The sequence below is a fragment of the Labilibaculum sp. DW002 genome, from assembly GCF_029029525.1.
Lineage (GTDB): Bacteria > Bacteroidota > Bacteroidia > Bacteroidales > Marinifilaceae > Paralabilibaculum > Paralabilibaculum antarcticum.
Genome location: NZ_JAKJSC010000002.1, coordinates 625,214 through 642,281, shown reverse-complemented (window position 1 = coordinate 642,281; position 17,068 = coordinate 625,214). Strand labels below are relative to the sequence as shown.

23 protein-coding genes are annotated in these 17,068 nt (G+C 35.6%); 22 read left to right on the top strand and 1 reads right to left on the bottom strand.

Annotated features, from left to right (window positions below; genetic code table 11):
- Positions 1 to 78: 78 nt before the first annotated feature.
- The 9 genes from L3049_RS14190 to L3049_RS14150 all read left to right on the top strand — a co-directional run bounded on the left by L3049_RS14190 (position 79) and on the right by L3049_RS14150 (position 4,730).
- The gene (locus tag L3049_RS14190) at positions 79 to 279 is read left to right on the top strand and encodes a hypothetical protein (protein ID WP_275110472.1); all 201 of its coding nucleotides are present in this window, start codon (positions 79 to 81) and stop codon (positions 277 to 279) included.
- A 21-nt stretch (positions 280 to 300) separates the two neighbouring features.
- Positions 301 to 618 carry a hypothetical protein gene (locus L3049_RS14185; protein WP_275110471.1) on the top strand — a complete coding sequence of 106 codons (318 nt, stop codon included), beginning with the start codon at positions 301 to 303 and terminating at the stop codon, positions 616 to 618.
- Between the two features lie 177 nt (positions 619 to 795).
- Positions 796 to 1,047 carry an ASCH/PUA domain-containing protein gene (locus L3049_RS14180; RefSeq protein ID WP_275110470.1) on the top strand — a complete coding sequence of 84 codons (252 nt, stop codon included), beginning with the start codon at positions 796 to 798 and terminating at the stop codon, positions 1,045 to 1,047.
- A gap of 11 nt (positions 1,048 to 1,058) precedes the next feature.
- Complete coding sequence (locus tag L3049_RS14175; protein WP_275110469.1) at positions 1,059 to 2,606, top strand: hypothetical protein; 1,548 nt, start codon at positions 1,059 to 1,061, stop codon at positions 2,604 to 2,606.
- A 15-nt stretch (positions 2,607 to 2,621) separates the two neighbouring features.
- Positions 2,622 to 2,855, top strand: a complete 234-nt coding sequence (locus L3049_RS14170) for a hypothetical protein (protein WP_275110468.1) — start codon at positions 2,622 to 2,624, stop codon at positions 2,853 to 2,855.
- A 107-nt stretch (positions 2,856 to 2,962) separates the two neighbouring features.
- A complete protein-coding gene (locus L3049_RS14165) occupies positions 2,963 to 3,154 on the top strand; it encodes a winged helix-turn-helix transcriptional regulator (protein WP_275110467.1) in 192 nt (63 codons plus the stop codon).
- Positions 3,155 to 3,272: 118 nt separating this feature from the next.
- Complete coding sequence (locus L3049_RS14160) at positions 3,273 to 3,890, top strand: recombinase family protein (RefSeq protein ID WP_275110466.1); 618 nt, start codon at positions 3,273 to 3,275, stop codon at positions 3,888 to 3,890.
- A gap of 163 nt (positions 3,891 to 4,053) precedes the next feature.
- Positions 4,054 to 4,518: a hypothetical protein gene (locus tag L3049_RS14155; RefSeq protein ID WP_275110465.1), complete on the top strand. Its 465-nt coding sequence runs from the start codon at positions 4,054 to 4,056 to the stop codon at positions 4,516 to 4,518.
- On the top strand, positions 4,500 to 4,730 hold the full coding sequence (locus L3049_RS14150; RefSeq protein WP_275110464.1) for a hypothetical protein: 231 nt from the start codon (positions 4,500 to 4,502) through the stop codon (positions 4,728 to 4,730). The genes L3049_RS14155 and L3049_RS14150 overlap by 19 nt, the downstream gene beginning before the upstream one ends.
- 304 nt (positions 4,731 to 5,034) lie before the next feature.
- On the opposite strand, the gene L3049_RS14145 is transcribed toward L3049_RS14150, so the two are convergent.
- The gene (locus L3049_RS14145; RefSeq protein WP_275110463.1) at positions 5,035 to 5,577 is read right to left on the bottom strand and encodes a hypothetical protein; all 543 of its coding nucleotides are present in this window, start codon (positions 5,575 to 5,577) and stop codon (positions 5,035 to 5,037) included.
- A 354-nt stretch (positions 5,578 to 5,931) separates the two neighbouring features.
- Between L3049_RS14145 and L3049_RS14140 the strand changes: the two genes are divergently transcribed.
- From L3049_RS14140 to L3049_RS14080, 13 genes are all read left to right on the top strand, one after another.
- Complete coding sequence (locus tag L3049_RS14140) at positions 5,932 to 6,507, top strand: hypothetical protein (RefSeq protein WP_275110462.1); 576 nt, start codon at positions 5,932 to 5,934, stop codon at positions 6,505 to 6,507.
- Between the two features lies 1 nt (position 6,508).
- Complete coding sequence (locus L3049_RS14135) at positions 6,509 to 8,683, top strand: NUDIX hydrolase (RefSeq protein ID WP_275110461.1); 2,175 nt, start codon at positions 6,509 to 6,511, stop codon at positions 8,681 to 8,683.
- 29 nt (positions 8,684 to 8,712) lie between these two features.
- Positions 8,713 to 9,201 (top strand): hypothetical protein, encoded by a 489-nt coding sequence (locus tag L3049_RS14130; RefSeq protein ID WP_275110460.1) that lies wholly within the window; start codon positions 8,713 to 8,715, stop codon positions 9,199 to 9,201.
- Positions 9,202 to 9,262: 61 nt separating this feature from the next.
- Entirely contained in the window at positions 9,263 to 9,859 is a 597-nt protein-coding gene (locus L3049_RS14125; RefSeq protein WP_275110459.1) for a hypothetical protein, read from the top strand.
- A 3-nt stretch (positions 9,860 to 9,862) separates the two neighbouring features.
- On the top strand, positions 9,863 to 10,192 hold the full coding sequence (locus tag L3049_RS14120; protein ID WP_275110458.1) for a hypothetical protein: 330 nt from the start codon (positions 9,863 to 9,865) through the stop codon (positions 10,190 to 10,192).
- A 6-nt stretch (positions 10,193 to 10,198) separates the two neighbouring features.
- The gene (locus tag L3049_RS14115) at positions 10,199 to 10,519 is read left to right on the top strand and encodes a hypothetical protein (RefSeq protein ID WP_275110457.1); all 321 of its coding nucleotides are present in this window, start codon (positions 10,199 to 10,201) and stop codon (positions 10,517 to 10,519) included.
- Between the two features lie 4 nt (positions 10,520 to 10,523).
- Positions 10,524 to 10,691, top strand: coding sequence for a hypothetical protein (locus L3049_RS14110; protein WP_275110456.1), 168 nt, complete (start codon positions 10,524 to 10,526; stop codon positions 10,689 to 10,691).
- Positions 10,685 to 11,209: a hypothetical protein gene (locus L3049_RS14105; RefSeq protein ID WP_275110455.1), complete on the top strand. Its 525-nt coding sequence runs from the start codon at positions 10,685 to 10,687 to the stop codon at positions 11,207 to 11,209. The genes L3049_RS14110 and L3049_RS14105 overlap by 7 nt, the downstream gene beginning before the upstream one ends.
- A 3-nt stretch (positions 11,210 to 11,212) precedes the next feature.
- Positions 11,213 to 11,818 carry a glycoside hydrolase family 108 protein gene (locus tag L3049_RS14100; protein ID WP_275110454.1) on the top strand — a complete coding sequence of 202 codons (606 nt, stop codon included), beginning with the start codon at positions 11,213 to 11,215 and terminating at the stop codon, positions 11,816 to 11,818.
- 7 nt (positions 11,819 to 11,825) lie between these two features.
- Positions 11,826 to 12,128, top strand: a complete 303-nt coding sequence (locus L3049_RS14095) for a hypothetical protein (protein ID WP_275110453.1) — start codon at positions 11,826 to 11,828, stop codon at positions 12,126 to 12,128.
- A 75-nt stretch (positions 12,129 to 12,203) separates the two neighbouring features.
- A complete protein-coding gene (locus tag L3049_RS14090; protein WP_275110452.1) occupies positions 12,204 to 12,452 on the top strand; it encodes a hypothetical protein in 249 nt (82 codons plus the stop codon).
- 1 nt (position 12,453) lies between these two features.
- Complete coding sequence (locus L3049_RS14085; RefSeq protein WP_275110451.1) at positions 12,454 to 15,186, top strand: zincin-like metallopeptidase domain-containing protein; 2,733 nt, start codon at positions 12,454 to 12,456, stop codon at positions 15,184 to 15,186.
- Positions 15,176 to 17,041, top strand: a complete 1,866-nt coding sequence (locus tag L3049_RS14080; RefSeq protein WP_275110450.1) for a hypothetical protein — start codon at positions 15,176 to 15,178, stop codon at positions 17,039 to 17,041. The genes L3049_RS14085 and L3049_RS14080 overlap by 11 nt, the downstream gene beginning before the upstream one ends.
- Positions 17,042 to 17,068 lie beyond the last annotated feature (27 nt).

Sequence of the window (17,068 nt, the reverse complement as noted above, 5' to 3'; positions counted from 1 at the left end):
TTATCTTCCCATTATTAATGTTAGTTGAAAATTATCTTCTATATTTGTTCAAAATAATCAATCAATAATATCAAAGATATGAAAAATACAGATACAGGATTAACCAAGCGTGCATTAGCTCCAATTATGAGAGCAATGGAAGTTGGCGACACTGAAAATTATCCCAAATCTCAATACCGCTCGATAAGTGTAACTGCAAGTAACCTTAATATAGAAGAGGGGAAGAAGTTCTCAAAAAGAACTATCGGAAATGTAGTCGAAGTTAAGCGTATTAAGTAATCACCACAAAGTATAATAAATATGAATTTAGAATTACAAGAAGAGTTTGTACAGGTGCGCCGTGTTGACCTATCGGCTTTGATTAGTGAGTTTAAAGAACTAAAAGAAAAGATTGAGACTAATACACTAGATTATCAACTTGATCAGTTATGTGGTACGAGTCGCATGGTAAGCTCACCCGTTGTGTGTAAAATTTTTGGTTGGAGTCGTTCAACATTTAATCGTCGCTTGGTTGATGAGTTTAACCCAATACCTATGACCAAAGATGGTCGAGACTGGGTTATGTGTAGAGAGCTTTTCATCAAATATTATAATGAAACCTTTAATCCTCAAAATTAATACCCCTCCCCTTTTTAGCACAAATTATAATGAAAAATCAAAAAATTAATAAAACGGTTTATATCCTGTCTAAAGTCGGGCTTATAACTTCAATTATCTGGGGTATTCCTCTAGTTGGAGTAGTGTTTTTACTAACAAGTGGAATTAGCTATTCGAACCTATAAAGTCCCAGATAACATGAAACACCTATTAAAAATTTTACCTGAATATTTCGAAGAAGTAGTTAAGGGAACCAAGACTTTTGAAATTCGAAAAAATGATAGAGGCTTTAAAATTGGAGATGTTTTAATTCTTGCAGAATACAGCATTTCAATTCAATCATTCACTGGCAGAGTAATCGAAAAGAAAGTTACTCATATTTTAAAAGGTGGAAGCTTTGGAATTGACAAAGACTTTGTTGTCATGAGTTTGCAAAGCGGTTTTTCCTAAATCGACTACATGTGTTTATTTTACTAATAATACAGAGTAAAACACGCAGTAAAAAAGGGTACGAATACACAGGCTTTTTAAGTCTGTATTTTTTTGAAAATTTCCATTTCTGGAAAAAAAAACGCACGTCTTTAAGGTACGCATACACCTACTTTTTAAGACAATTAACTCACCATTTTCACCACTACACAACCTTGATAGACGGTATTTCCATAGAGCTTTTAAATTTTAATCCTACTGTTTGGGAACAAATACCAGAACTGGAATTTTCGGTGCTTACATCAGTAGGTTCAGGTGAAGAGCTTGGAAGTAGAAAGGCTCATTACAAAGGTTTGGATTTTGTAATTGAACCAAGAGGAAAAGCCAAAGTGAAAGGCTCTATTCATAAGTTTTATAATAATGGTTTAAATAATGCTAACCGTTTTACTTATGAGGACTTACAAAAAACCGTTTCTAGGTTAAAAGCTTTTGGAATTGAACCTGAAAAAACCAAATTAAAAAGTTTCGAACTAGGTTTAAACCTGGATACAACCGCCTGTAAAATCGATAACAAAACCTTTCTTGAAAGTATTCTGTACTGCAAAGGAGCAGAACGCTCCGATATGGAGATTAACGGAAAAATGGGTTTAGGCTACACTTACAAAACCACCAATACAAAATATAAATTCTACGATAAAGCCGAACAATCTAAAGTACAAGCCGAATTATTAAGAGTTGAATCCAAGTTTACCCGTATGAGAGCAGTGGAATCTCATAAAATATACTCCTTATCAGATCTATTGGATAAGGAAAAACTCACCAGATTAATACTAGATAAGTATCTAAAGCCCATAGACGAAACGATCTTTTTCGAATGGGAGCAAATCAAAACGCCCCGCAGACTTCCAACCAAATATAAAAGCAAGTTTAAAGACCTACGAAACCCTGATTGGTGGATAAAGGACGAAAGAAGCCGAAAAGAAAGATACCGCAACAAACTGCTACTGGAAAAGCTCATCAATAAGTACGCAAAACGAAACATTAAAAACATACTGAAAGACCTTATTGCATTGGAACTACAAGCTTTTACACGCACAAAAAAAGGTCACGAATACACCGAATTTGAAAGCCTGAATAATTGGAATAATTCAGATAACGCAGCAAAAAAGGGGACGAATACACAAAGTATTGTAAGGTGCGATTCCCACGACCAAAGGGAGGGAAAGAAAAAGAAAAAATACTGTTTGTGTTGTGGAGCGGATATTTCCCACCAGAAAAAAGAATCCAAGTATTGTTCCCACAATCGAAAATGTAGAGATAAAGCCTACAACCTTAAAATATCTGAAAAGAGAAAAGAAAATAAGACCAAAAAGGAAAAAGAAATAATAAATCTGATAGATAAACTTGGTTCCCAATTAAAATTGACCAAGACAACAAACCCGAATAGAAAAAAGACAAAAGGAATACCCAGTAGAAAGACTTCGATAATAGTTACGATCAACGGAACCAGAAAGATGTATCACGGTTCAGCGGCTCGCTTCTTCCTTAATGAATTTGAAAAAAAACAGATGAATCATTAACCAAACCCCTAAGCCATGGAGCAAAATGTACTTGAAACAATGGAAAGACTCACTAATGAGAAAATTAAAAAGAAGATTTTCCCTACACATATAACGTGGGTAGACTTAAGAAAAGAGTTAGGCAGTCAAATTACGGAAGCAATTCTAAAACTAATAGAAGACGGAAAAATAAAAACAGGGCACACCCTAAACGATAGATACTTAAAACTAATAACCGTAAATAATTCTACCAATGAAAAAGCAAACTAAAATATTGAATCATGAAATCTGGCACGTCTGCAACTGTTGTGACAGATGGTATGATCTGAGAGAAGTTTTTATATGTCCAAAATGTAAAACCCCAAAACCTGAAGATTATGGAATATGAGACAATGACTAGAAAAGAACTCGCCTCTAAACTCAAAATTTCAAAAAATACACTCAATAGAAGAATTCAAAAAATGAATCCAGAGATTAGAAAAGCAGTTTTTAATAAATCAATCTTTTTCAAAAATCAGGTAAAATACATTTATGAAAAAGTTACCGATATGAATAAAAAATACGAATAAACACAAAACGGGTTCAAAATAGAGTGTAATCTATCCTGAGCCCAGAAAACAAGGGAAGTATTGACCTTTTCCCAATCTAATTAATAGAAAATGAACCTACTTTAAATTTGGCCTCAATATGGATAAAGTAAAAAAAGGAACATATGTAAGAGCTTCCACCGAAGAACAAAACACGGAAAGACAAGAACAGATCATACAAGGCAAAGGGTATGTTGAAAAAATAAGTGGTCGTATTGCTTTTGCTGAAAGAAAGCAAGGCGCTAGGCTTTTAAGAGATGTAGCCAATAAAGAAATAAACTATGTAATTGTAGAAGATGTAAGTCGATTAGGTAGAAATGCACTTGATATTCTAACAACTATACAAACTTTGAAAAAACAAGGCTGCACAATAGAGATTTTAAGATATAGCCTTGTAAGCATGGTAAAAGGTAAAGCCAATTTTATATTTGATTTAATCACTTCAATTCTTGCTTCTCTTGCAGAAATGGAATACGAAAGTAACAGAGAAGCTCAAAGGCAAGGTATAGCAGTAGCAAAAGCAAAAGGCATTTATCAGCAACATGCTGGAAAAGGAAAAATGACCGATGAGCAATTTTTAGAAAAGCATGCAGATATTATCGAATTGTTAGAAGATGGTAAGTCAATAATGAAAATTGTAGCTCTTGTGAAAAAATCTAAAAGCACTGTTCAGCGAGTGAAAAAATTCATAGAAACACTTGCAGCATGTTTTTTTTAATAATTAATCGAAAAGACTAAATAAATCATATTCATTTTAGGGTGTCGCAATGAATATAGCAAAACAAGGTGTTTTTATAATGATTGCTATATCTTTTTAACGGCACACTCTAAAAAGAATACAAATACGAAAAAAATCAATCAGTATTCTAAAATTGATAGTCATGAGTAAAAATTCAACATTAAACATTCTAATCCAAATGAAAGATCAACTTGAAAACATTATTGCTTCAGGTGATGGTTTGGATTCAGATAAAAAACTTTTAGCAGAAACAGAAAAATCAATCAAATGGGTTAATTCGTGTAACGGGTATTCGTTGCACGAAAAGCAAGATTGTTACAATTGCGGCAAGCTTTTCACTCCTAAAAATCAACATCAAAAATGTTGTTCAAGCAATTGTCGTGTGCAATTTCATCGGGCTAAAAAACGGCTTTCGAATTTTAACAATAAAGTACAGGAAATGATTGACGAAACAGGTCAAGAAACCAACTACATTATTGAGCAAACAATAACAGAATCTAATAAATGTCCTTTTATCGTCTATATAAAAGGAAGCCGTTTCGAATCAGAAAGTACAAAAAGCTTATTATCAGAAATCAAAAAAGCATTATGGAATCAAAAGAAATAGAAAAACTCCCTAAGCTTAATGCAATTCTAAGTTTATCAATTGTCATTTTATTTTTAGCTGGTGTTGGCTTTAGTATTGCTGGAATATGGGGCTTTGCACTCTGGTATGAATCAACAATAACTTGTGTAATATTAGCCTTAACCAATTTTATTTTAATTGCCTCTTTTTGCCGTTCCTCTAAAAGTAAAAAATACATATATCTAAAAATATAACATGCAGTCATTAAAATTAGCAGAGTATTACCCTGGTAAAAATGAAAATGTCCTTTTGTAATTTATAACAATGGTAAAACATATCAGTCAAGTAGCACGAAGAGTTTATTGAATCAACTAAAAAATAACTGCCTTGTTAAATAATAATTTGATTGTTAAATATATTTTATTACATTTGGAGTAAACAATAATATATTACTAACAACTACATACAAAGTATCCTAAAACTATTACTACTTACTTAAAACTGAAAAGCCTGAAACATTTGTTTCAGGCTTTTTATTTTAAACGAGTTTAATCCCGTTTAAATATCGTCATCCTCATTTGGCTGAGTCATGAATGCTTGTAAGGAGGTAAAAATTTCCATTTGTTCCTGATCTGTTTTTGCGAACAAAACATAGAGCATTTGGCATAAATGCGCCTGTGCATCTGGTTTCATTCTACGAATAGCATCAATTATTTGCTTTTCCTGCGTACTATATCCGTCAACCCCGTTTAAACCCGTGTTTGTAGACGGGATAATGTTACCAGCTAAAGCACCCAAAGCAGTTTGAATAGCAGGCATTTGAGTAATTGCCTGAACCGTATCCTTAGTAGTACTTTTTGAAGCATCTTCTAGTTGCTGGCTATGTTTACTGTTTAAATCTATTATTTCCTTTTCTAAACTCTGGATTTTAAAGTCTTGTTTTAGATTCAAGTCTCTTAAAACCAGCATCTTTTCATCGTATCCAGCTCTTAGTTCAAGGATCGTATTGAAGTTTTCTTTTTCAACCGTCCTAAGCTCGTCATAAACCGTTTGTTTCATTTTTTCTGTTTTTTGTTCATTTTCCGTACAAGCGGTTTCCATACCGTTTAATTTTAAAAATTCCCTCTCCTTTGCTCTCTCTCTTTTTGCCCTACCTACGCAGTATGCAGAACAATATTTGCTTCCAATTTTTTTTCTTCTAATCGTTTTTCCACAGACTTCGCATTTCATTTTTTTAATACCGTTTAGTTACCGTTTAATTATAGGGTAACAATCTGAATATTAATAAAATATAAAGAATATCAGAAAAAGCACCCTTATGTCGGGTTAAAAGTAGGGTAAAAAACAAACGCTTTAACGACTCAAATCGACTCAAATCAACTCAAATCAACTCAAACCAACTCAAAATGAATCACTTACATTTTATATTTGGTTTAGTGTCCCCATATTTGAAGCATGAAAACAGGACACATTGTATTAATAGGCGGTGTTATAACCGCTTTCGCCTTTAAAGACAAGATACTTCCATACATCGGGGGTAAAGTCGTAGAAATCGAGGATAAAGTAAAGGCATACACAACCAGCAAAATAAAGATTGCACCCCATGGCCTACCAAGTGTAGGTGTTGATTTTGTAAAGGGTGCAGTAAAACTTGGTGGCGTAATTGATTTATCGAGCAAAGTAGGCTTTACAGCTACGCTTAATAGCTATAAAGTAAACCTCTTTTTACAAAAAGGAGCTCAAAAAATAAAACTAGGTAGTACACCACTGGAAACACCAAATAAACAGATTGAAGGCGGCAAAAAAACCGCTTTAAAGTATCATTTCTCTATACCTCTAGATAGTATTTACAGCCTACTTAATACAACTGGATTAGGTGGTTTTCAAATGTTTATGGAAGTTGACAACCTACAGGTTAATAGTATTAATGTTCCTAGTGTAAAAATAGATATAAGCAGAACATGGCAAGATGTAGCCAAAGCGATTAAAAACCCGTCTAGCTTAATTACTGACCTTTTCAAAAACTTGTAATATGAAAACCGTTTTCAAAACGACAAACAATCAGGGAAATGTAGCTTTTCAAACGCAAGGTGGTGAAATCGTCAACCAAGGTGTAAGGGGGATAAAAGACGGTAATAAGTACGATCATTTGATTAAAACAAATGAGGTGAAATTTACCAGCACATTCACAGAGGGAACGGTAGAAGATACCGTTTCCATCATGTGCGAAATTATTAGAAATCACCATTCACAGGTTAGTGAGCTGGCTAACTATTTGAAAAAGGAAAACAAGGCTAAAACCTTAGAATCTATCTGGGATTTTGTTTTTAACCATATCCAGTACAAACGGGATTTAGCCACGGTTGAACAGTTAAGTACACCAGCTAGAATCTGGCTTAACAGATCAACTCCAAACACTCCAACTGATTGTGATGATCATTCCATTTTCGTGGGTTCTCTTCTGTATTGTTTGGGTATTCCTTTTTCAATTCGAATGGCTGGTTACGATGGCAAGGCTTATTCACATGTTTACATTATTGCTGGTTCTGTTTGCATCGATACAGTTTTACACAAGTTCAATTGTGAGGCTGAATACACATCTAAAAAAGATAGAAAAATGCAAATTGAAACATTAGCTGGTCACGATGGTGGTCAGGTTAGCGGTTTAGCGGCTTTAGATTCCTTACACCAAAGTGGTGAAGATTACGCTTTAGAAATGGAGCGAATCGAGCAGCAAGAAGAGCTAAACGGATTAGAGGGAAGCGAGCTGGAAAGCGAACAGATAGCCCTTAAGGTATTAGGTGGAAAACAGTTAGAAATTACACTGAATGAATACCACTTAGCCCCTGAAAAATACCATGCTTTAGGCTTTAAAAAAGAATATTGGGAGCATATGCAAAAGGCTCTTGATTCAATTAAAAGAGGTGATTCCTTAGAAGGTATTATCGTACGGCTTACAGACGGGGCTAACTGGGAAAGATCAAATCTTTCTCCTTTGAATGGTTACGTAACCGAACAAGGGGAAACGGTTGGTTTGCTTGGAACTCTGGAAGGTTTCTTTAAAAATATTAGAAAGAAGCTAAAAAGAGGTGTTAAAAAGTTCGGTAAATGGTCAGCGAAAAATGCTAAAAAAGCCCTAAAAGCTGTAACAAGTGTCTTTAAAAAAGTTGGTAAATTCTTAATGAGAATTAACCCAATAAACATTGCTATTCGTGCCGTGCTTCGTTCTAAAATCAGTAAAAACAAGAAAAACCTTGCTATTAAAATGGGTTATGGTCTACTGAGCGAAGCCGAAGCAAAACAGCTTGGTGTCTCCATTGCAGAATGGAAGGAAGCAAGACGGGCTTATGTGAAGTTTGCTAAGAAATACAAGTTCTTAGGTGGCAAGGAAAGTAAACTGAGAAAGGTGCTTTTTACCGCTTGGAAAAAATCGGCTAAAAAAGCCAATCTTCCAGTAATTGAAAACTTACATGGATTAGATTCTTTAGATGGTCGTCGCAGAAGAAGACGAAAAAGAAGAAGAAGAGCAGCCGCAGCAAAGAAAAAAGCATTATTAAGTGCTAAGCATCGCACGATTAGACCAAGATCGTTTAAAGAATTGAAGCGATTATCTAAACAGAGAAAAGCAGTTAAAAAACCGATTGCAAAAGCCCCTAGAAAAATGACCGCCTACGAAAAGGAGCGATTGGATTTCTTAAAGCTTATCCATGCAGATATTGCAAGAGAGGAAGGTTTGGGCGAACCTGTAACCGTTTCAACGGCTGCCGTTACTGCCGCAGTAATTGCAATCATAAAGCCAATCATGGATATCCTTAAAAAGCTAGGTCTGGGTAAAATGATCACAAAAGCAAAAGAAAAACACATTGAGAATCTTTCAAAAAAGATCACCAATGAGTTAGATCCAGAAGCAAAAGCAAAGCTGATCCAAAGAAAGGAAAGAGCGGAAACGAATTTGGCAATTTTCAATAAGGTTACTAAAACCAAGCCAGAAAGCAAATTGCCTTCACCTAGAAACATTACGAGCAATGCGATTACTCCAAATGCTGTGATACAACCAAACGGTGAACAAATCCAATTGCAGCCAATGACGGCTACAACTCAGAAGCAAGCTGGTATGAATCCAATTTTAATTGGTGGTTTGGTCTTGGTTGCTGGTGGGTTTATTCTTTCTCAGATGAAAGACAAGGATAAGAAAACCAATAAGTAAACATTTTTCAAAAATTAAATTTTAAACAAATGGCACAAAAAAAAGTCGTAACAGTCGGCATGGAATTATTAAAAACCGTTGCTGGTGTAACCGTTGGGCGTTATGCATGTGTAATGGGCGGAAATGCACTAAAAGTAAATGAGGAAGCAGATCCTAAAAAAGCAAAAATCAAAAAAATAGCAATTGGTGGCGGTGTTTTAGCCGTTGGAACCATTGGAGCCCTTAAAGCACCACAAGAGTTAAAGAGTGTTTTTGCTGGTGTTGCGACAGCTGGTGTACTTGCCGCTGTGACTCCTTTTGCAAAAGAGGATAAAGGTTTTATTCCAGCTCTTCACGGTTCTTTAGGAACTGCAACTTTAGATGATGAAGATCAAAAGATTGCATTAGAGTTAAATTCTTTGGAAGATTATCAAGCAATAATCGATGAAGAACAGGAGGACGACGACTACATGGATCGAAACCTAAGAGGAACTGAACAGGAAATCGAAGGTGACGAAATGGTGATTGAAGTTAACTAGCTTAACTCCACCCCTCACAAATCAATAAGTTAAAAAAATATCAAATTTCAATAGTAAAATTATGAAATCAGTAGTAAGCACATTAGCAGATAAGGCAGCAATTAGAGCAATTGCAAAAGGCAATAAAAAAATCAATTTCGATACGGAAAGAGCTCGTATTGAAAAGTATGAAATCTTCATGCGTAAAGCAATGAAAGGCAAAACTGGGATTCAGGAAATCCTTAAGGCTTCGGATGTTCAAACCGATGGTGTTAGAAATATCGATTCTGGTCGTTTGAATGCTGATACTGCATTTTTGGTAACAGGAATTTTAATTTCTACGGCTACAACTGCAAGCCCAGCTGATACCGATCAGAAAATTGCGGTTGCTGAATTTGTGGTAGGTTCAGATGCAAACAACAAGTTTCACAACAGTGAATTGTCGTTGAAAATTGCAAATGAAGAAAAGGTTAAAGGTGTGTTACGCCACATGACTCCTAACGTTTCAGGTGATGATATCACAACTGATATGGCTTATGAAGTTAGCCCGTTTGTAATTGCTCCAAACCAATCCATCAAACCTGAATTACAAGTTTTTGAAGATCCTACTTCAGGAACGGAAGATTTAGTGATTGAAATTACCTTGGTTGGTTACAAAATCACCGAAAACAACGCCTAGTAAATGCGCAGGTATGTTTACAACGTAGACAAAAAATCAGCAGACGCAACCACCACATCTAATGAGGTGGTTACGTTTGATGATCATGACCGTTTGTTGGCGGTTGCGTGGGTTGGCGATCACGGTAAAAATTATGAAGTCGCTATCAAAACACATGACGGGCGAACTCCAATAGTAGATCAAGTTTCAGTTGATTACTATAAAATGGGTGCTGGTCGTGAAGAAATGATTTTAAACCAAAACATTCAAAACAATCAAATTAGGCTTGAAACTTCTTTTGAAACGGGTGCAGATGTTAAGGGGCAATTCATTTTCACAGTAGAAAAAAATTAAGAATAGATGAGACTATTTGTATCTATTCAAAAAGTGGTTGAAGCTGGTCGCAGACTTACGGTAAGTGTGCCAGCTTCAAAAGCTTTGATAGTAACCAACAAAACAAAAGCCCCTGTAGTTCTATTTGCTGAACAAGGTGCAAAAGTTGGTTATCCGTTAGAGGTTCAGGAAAGTATAGAGATTGAAGAAATCACAGAAACAACCGATTTTTTTATTGAAATCCAAGATGAAACTGTAGAAGGAAACGAAGGTCTTTATTTACTTTCTCAAACGGAATCCGAAAGGACAGGCAGAACTCAAAACAATGTAATTATCAATCAAAATTAATGCGATGCCCGATAAGAAAAAATTCAATCCAGAGGAAAAGGCCGAATTGTTAGAACGATTTGGAAAGCCTTTAAACAATCAATCTTTGCGAATCATAGAGAAGTTCCACAAGTCGGGAAAAGATATGAATAAGCTTTTATTAACGGCTCATAAATACAAGCATCTATGTTAGGGATATTACCGCAAGCTCAAATAGCAAAGGTAGCGGCTGAAAAAGGAGCTGAAAAATACAAAAGCCTTGATAAAAATCAGAAAATGGCGGTTAATATTGGTGGAATTGCTCTTGGTATTGGTGTACTTTTTATCGGATATAAAGTAATGTCAAATATGAATGGCATGTTTGACACGTTAACGGGAAAAAAGGCCGAAGAAGAGCGAAAAGCCGCTGAAGATAAGGTGAAATCTCAATTCGATAAAGACTTGAATAAAGGTGTTCCAACCTTAAGTGAGGTTCAAGCAAAGGGAATTGCACAAAGCTTATTGGATGCTTTTGAATACCCTGGTACTTACGATGAGCAAGCAAAAAGCAATTTACGAGCCTTGAAGAATCAATTCGATTGGATTTTAGTCTCTAAACAGTACGGGATGCCTAGAGGTAGAACTTTAAGAGCTGAATTGTACAATGAGTTTGGAAATAGTGGAATGAAAGAGGTTAGAGGAATTCTAAGCAAGATTAATGTAATGGTTTAAGTTATGGCAGTATTTAGAATATCCCACAATATCACAAGCAAGCTAGAAGGCGGTTATGCCAACAATCCAAAAGACAATGGAGGGGAAACATACGCTGGTATTTCCAGAAAGTATTTTCCTTATTGGATCGGCTGGCAATTTATAGACAGGCAAGCCCACCCTATCAGAAACAATACAAGATTTACCAATCTTAATGGTGCAGTTGAAATATTCTATACTCGAGAGTTCTGGGATAAATTACATTGTTCCAAGTTAGAGCAATCGCTAGCCAATCAGCTTTTTGATTATGCCGTTAATTCGGGAAAAGGTCAGGCGGTTAAAGATTTGCAAAGAGTTCTTAATGGTTTGGGCGAAGCTTTAAAAGTAGATGGTGCTTTAGGTTCAAAAACTTTGGCTGCAATAGGTAGGCATAAGCAAAATGAATTAGCAAATCATTTACACAATATGCGAACCCGATTTTTAGTCGAGGAATCAAAGGATCAACCCGATTTTGCAGCGGTTTGGAGTTCAAGACTAGACACCATGAAAAAACATCTACCAAGTGTAGGGGTTTCTTTTGGCTTGATTGCAGCTATTGGGCTTTCTCTTTTTTTTTTAACTAAAAATTAAACTGATTATGGCTACACCCGATATAAAAGGGTTTTTCTCTCAGGAGCATTCAGTATTAGTATTTCTAATATGTGCTTCCCTTTGGGCTAATTGGCAACTTCATTTAACCCAAAACGAAATAAAATCAGAACTAAAACTAATCACTTATAGGCTGAACAATGGAAGCGGAGAAAAACAAAACAAAAAACTGGCTTCGTTCAACCTTTACGGATGTGAAGGGAAACCCCAGTTTCAAGCGGCAAGTCCTTTTATTGCTTGTTTTCTCAATAATCGTGAGCGGCTTGCTAAAGGCAAACATCGAATTTATTAAACAATTGGTTTTGCTCTCTGGTTCCATCGTTTTAGGGGTTACTAGTGAGCAATTCACCAAGCAATAATTTAAACCATGCTAAGAAGAAAAATCACAATACTTTCAGCAATTCTTTTATTCACAACTGGCCTAGGTTTCGGAATGGCTATTGGTTACAAGTATGCAAAAAACCAATTTCCAGCCCAGCAAACTAGCATTGAGATAAAGGACATTAAAACCAAAAAAGGCGGTTCGATTCATATCGATACCAAAACCGATCAGAAGCAAGACAACAAAAAGGACGAATCAAAAAAGAAAAGTTTCTTACACAAAATATTTAATTAGTATGTTGGGTTTATTTGAAGAAGAAGTTAAGGCTAGGCAATCAAAAAAGCCTAGCCTTACTTGTATCCTAAAGGGTATATTCGATCAGTCAATTGACGGCTGGAAAGATGATAAGGAAAAGTTTAAACTAGAGCTTTTAAATGACATCAAAACATTCCTGTTTACTAAATGGGAAAAGCCTTGGAAACCATCGCTTTTGTTTGATGAAAAGGGAAATGTACTTTCAGGTTTTAGGAATATCAATGGAAGGGTTTATAAAAACCTTACCAATGTTATTTCTTTAGCGGCTAAAAGTGAAAATTCTCCTTTTTTCATTACCGTTAAGAAGCTTGCTTCACTTGGTGGTGAAATAATTGATGCCAGTAAAAAAGTATCAGTTGTTTCTTATATCCCAATGTGGAAAGATCCAGAAAACAAAACACCAAGAAAGCCCGACTATGTACTTCCTAAAGTGCATAAGGCAATCAACATTGAATACGTAAAAGGAATAAAAAAGCCAGTTGTGAAAACGCAAGTTTTTGAAAAGCTGGAACTCAATGAGTACGTAGAAAATTTCATTAAAGAGCTGAAGAAAAGAAAGCGTATTCCTAAGCTTATTTACGATCAGGCGGATAGTTGCCACTATGCACATTCTCTGGGCTATGGTTCTGAATCCATTCATATGGTAAAGATTGATACATTCAAAAAAATTGAATTTTATTACTCTGTACTATTTCATGAGATTACTCATTCTACCATGAACCCGAAAAGGTTAGGCCGTGAAAAGCTGGATAGGCCAACAGAGGAACTTGTGGCAGAAATGGGAGCTCTAATTATTTGTGAAGAATTAGGATTGCAGTACACAAAAGACAATTCCTTAAGTTATTTGAATAGCTGGATGAAGCAAGCAAAAAACCTTGATGAATCACTACTTAAAGCATACAGTTTAGCAAGTGAAGCGGCTGAATATCTATTAGAGGATATTGATTTTGAAAGCTTGGTTCCTCAGTCGATGCAAAAAAGAGCAGAAGATAAAAAAGAGGTAAAAGAACCAGGAATAAAAGAGCGTATTCAAAAAAGAGCTAAGCAACTGGAAGAAAAACCAAAAAAGGTAAAACCAGAGGAAAAGCCAGAAGAAAAACCAGAAGCAAATTGGTTTATTCCTCGTACTCTTAGAACTGAGCTTGATTATGATTTAGCATACAGGGCTTATACTGGAACTTCTTTTTCACCAGAAAAAAGAGCCGTATCTGAGCAAAATTCGTATGCAAATTCATTAAATGAGTTTGCAAAAGAAATTGAAGAAATTGCAAAATCTGATCAGCAAAAAGAATTGGCCTTATCAGAATTTGCGACTTATAAAGAAAGATTTCTTAAGAAAAAAACCGCTTTACTCGTTGCCAAATCTCGATGCATGTCAACAATGATTACAGGCGGTTCAAATTTCCCAGTAAGAAGCAATCAGAAAAAACTAGATACAGAGCACAGAAGATTAGAAGAGTATTTGGAATTTATTGAAAAAGCACAAAAGGGAATCCTCCGCAAGATCAAAAAAGCAATTCCAAAAGAGCAGGCAGAAAAGGAAGCTTTTGAAAAAATAGAAAATCAAACGGTTCAGTACATCGCTGCAATGATTAGCATCCACAAAGGTGAAAGTGTTGGAAGCATAAACCATTACAGAGCACTGTTAAAGGGATTTATTGAGCGACTTTCTAAGAATCACCAACACCAGCATGTAAACAAGGTATTCCAGATCATAAGAGATTCACAAAAGAAATTTGATTTAGTGATTTTCACAGAAAAGAATAAGGTTTGGAGCTTGGAAAACCTAACAGATGGGGCAATTGTAAAGGAAACGGGCGAACGTGTTTTGATGGAAAACAAAGATGCAAAGCTTGTAAATAATCTTGATGCTGAACGTGTTCAGATTATAACCGATGAAAAACCAAGTGAAGAAATCAGAAGTGTATTAAAACGGAATGCTTTTCGATATTCTCCAAGGTTTACCGCATGGCAAAGGAAAAACACTAGGCAAGGAATTTACATCGCTGAAAAAGTATTTCAAGAGTGTTTCCCAGATCAAAAAAAGGAGAAAAAACAAGCAACTGAAAAGCCAGAACAATTAACACTTTTAGGACACAATGATAAATCTACAGTTAAGCTTACAGATTGGAAGCCTAGCACCGAAATCATTCCCTTAAAAGGTCAATTAGGTCAGCTATTGGGCGGTTATGAAAGAAATCAATTTGCCGTTGTTCTTCGTGGTGAAAAGGGAGCTGGTAAAACCCGTTTATTATGCCAGATGATCAACTTGTTTGCTCTGGAAAAACTTAACGGCTTGTTTCTTTCTTTGGAAGTTTCCCCAGAATCGGAACTGTTTGGAAACTACATTTCTTATATCTCAAAATCAGCACGAAAACATGTTGCCGTAAGCAGTTCAAACACCATAGAAGAGTTAGAGGAATATTGCAAAAAGTATGATTTTATAGCCATTGATAGCTGGGGGAAATTAAAAGATGTAGCACAAGAGGATTTCATGAGATTAATTGAAAAATACCCCAATGTAATTTGGCTTTGCATTTTTCAGAGCACAACCGCTGGAACGGCCAGAGGTGGAATTATGAGTGAGTACGATAGTTCTATGGTTATTCAGGTTGTTCGTGGTGGCAATGCTCAGTGTGAGAAAAACCGCTACAACTCTTGCGATTTAGTTTACAATGTGTTTGACAAAAAAATTATAAAAGATGAGAATTAAAAAACCTAGTGGCACAAAACAAGAGTATAAAATCTACTCGAATATTGAAGAAAGAAACTTAGCATCATCTAAATTAGAAAATGGTCAGGAAGTAAAAGTTCTTGATGCTTCAAGCGATGAAAATATAAGTTCAGGCTGGGCTATCTACAAGTATGATAAGGAAAGTTCTTTGTTTGATTTGCTGGAAAAGGAAGAACAACCAGTAATTCCAGAGTTTCCAGAAATCCCAACCGTTTTTGAACCTGATAATGTTTCGATTGAAACGACACCCAATAACCTCTTAACCGCTACTGATGCAGTAATCTCCATGCGTACAGATGTGCGAATCTTAGAAGATTTCGACTACTCAATTCGCCCTCTTGGTGATAATCTGTATTTAGAGCCGATTGGAGGACAAAGAACGGTTAAGGTTGAAGTTAATGGGGTGATTCAATATTTGTCTTTATCAAGCCAGCAAATAGGCTTTAACGCTTTTGATAATGGAGGAAAAGGAAAGAGAGTCCATTGGAACATGTGGGGGAAAATAAGCACCACAAACACGCTTGCAACAAATATGCCTTATGAAACCAATGCAGATGGTTCGGTTATTACTACAACGCCTTTGAATATTGATTCTCAAATGATCATTATGCAAGTTTCAGCACAAGTACATAGTACTGGAACGGTCAAACCCGAATTAATTCGCATTCATAAATATTGGAAAAAATCAGTTGTTCCAGCAGAGGAAAGAATAATCATTCCCGAAGCAAGCCCTTTAGCTGATAATGTAACCATTGCAACTAAAGTTGGCGGAGTTGATAAATTGGTTGTTCCTGAACTTCAACATGCCTACTATGAAAACATTAAGATAATGAAAGGGTTCAGCATGCAAGCTAATGTTGATGTAACCGCGAAGCAAGTTAATTTTACTTTTAATGATAGCACGAATAAACTCTCTATTCCTGTTAGTACGCCTAGTGGTACGAAGTATTTAAAATTAGTGCCTTTTACAATGAATTCTGCATTTTTTAATAGTTGCAAAAAGGGAGCGGCTGCATATATTACAGTATCAGGATTGTTAATGGATACAGATGCAGAAGAGTCAAGCGGAATGCAACTTTCTAAGTATAACGATGGAAGTGCCACAGATACAAAACCAAGGGATGTAATAGCCGATAAGTTGATGCTTGTTTGTCAAGTCCGTTTTGATGTATTATTACAATCGTATTGGCCATGGAATCAAAGAATGGTAACGATTTTTAAAACTTGGGAGCAAGCATTGGCACCAGCAGAGGAACGAATTCAAACAGAATCTTACAATCTTGATAAGGTTACGCTTTTTGAAACACGCCTTAGTGAAAAAGATTCAATCTTTGCTCCTGAGTTATGCAATGCCAATCCTGTTAATATTAAATTATTAGAGGATTTTGATTTTACCTTTTCAACGGCCTTAACTTTTACAGGAAGTAAACCATATTTGCAATGTGAACTAGTTGGAGGTAATCGCTTAATTAATGTTGTGGTTGATGGAGTAAATAAAAAAATGTCTCTTGCTTCTGAGGGAGTTGTGATGCAAGATATTTTCAATACCAATTATCATGGCAAATGGACTTACTTTACTTTGTTAGCCCCAATTGATGATGGTGCAAGTGGGATTCATCCACTAGGTACCGAGTACGAAAATGATAACGGGGATATAATGCATGTTACCCAGTATCCTAATAGTAATCAATTTAAACTAGCTCAAATTGGTGTGAAGTTTGAAGCTGACGGGGAAACATTAGATTTGAAAAATGTGCGTATCATGAAGTACTGGAAAAAGTCTCTAGCTCCATTCGATGAATTGATGCAAGATTACCAACAGAGAATATCATAAACAGAAAAGAGAGCTTAACGGCTCTCT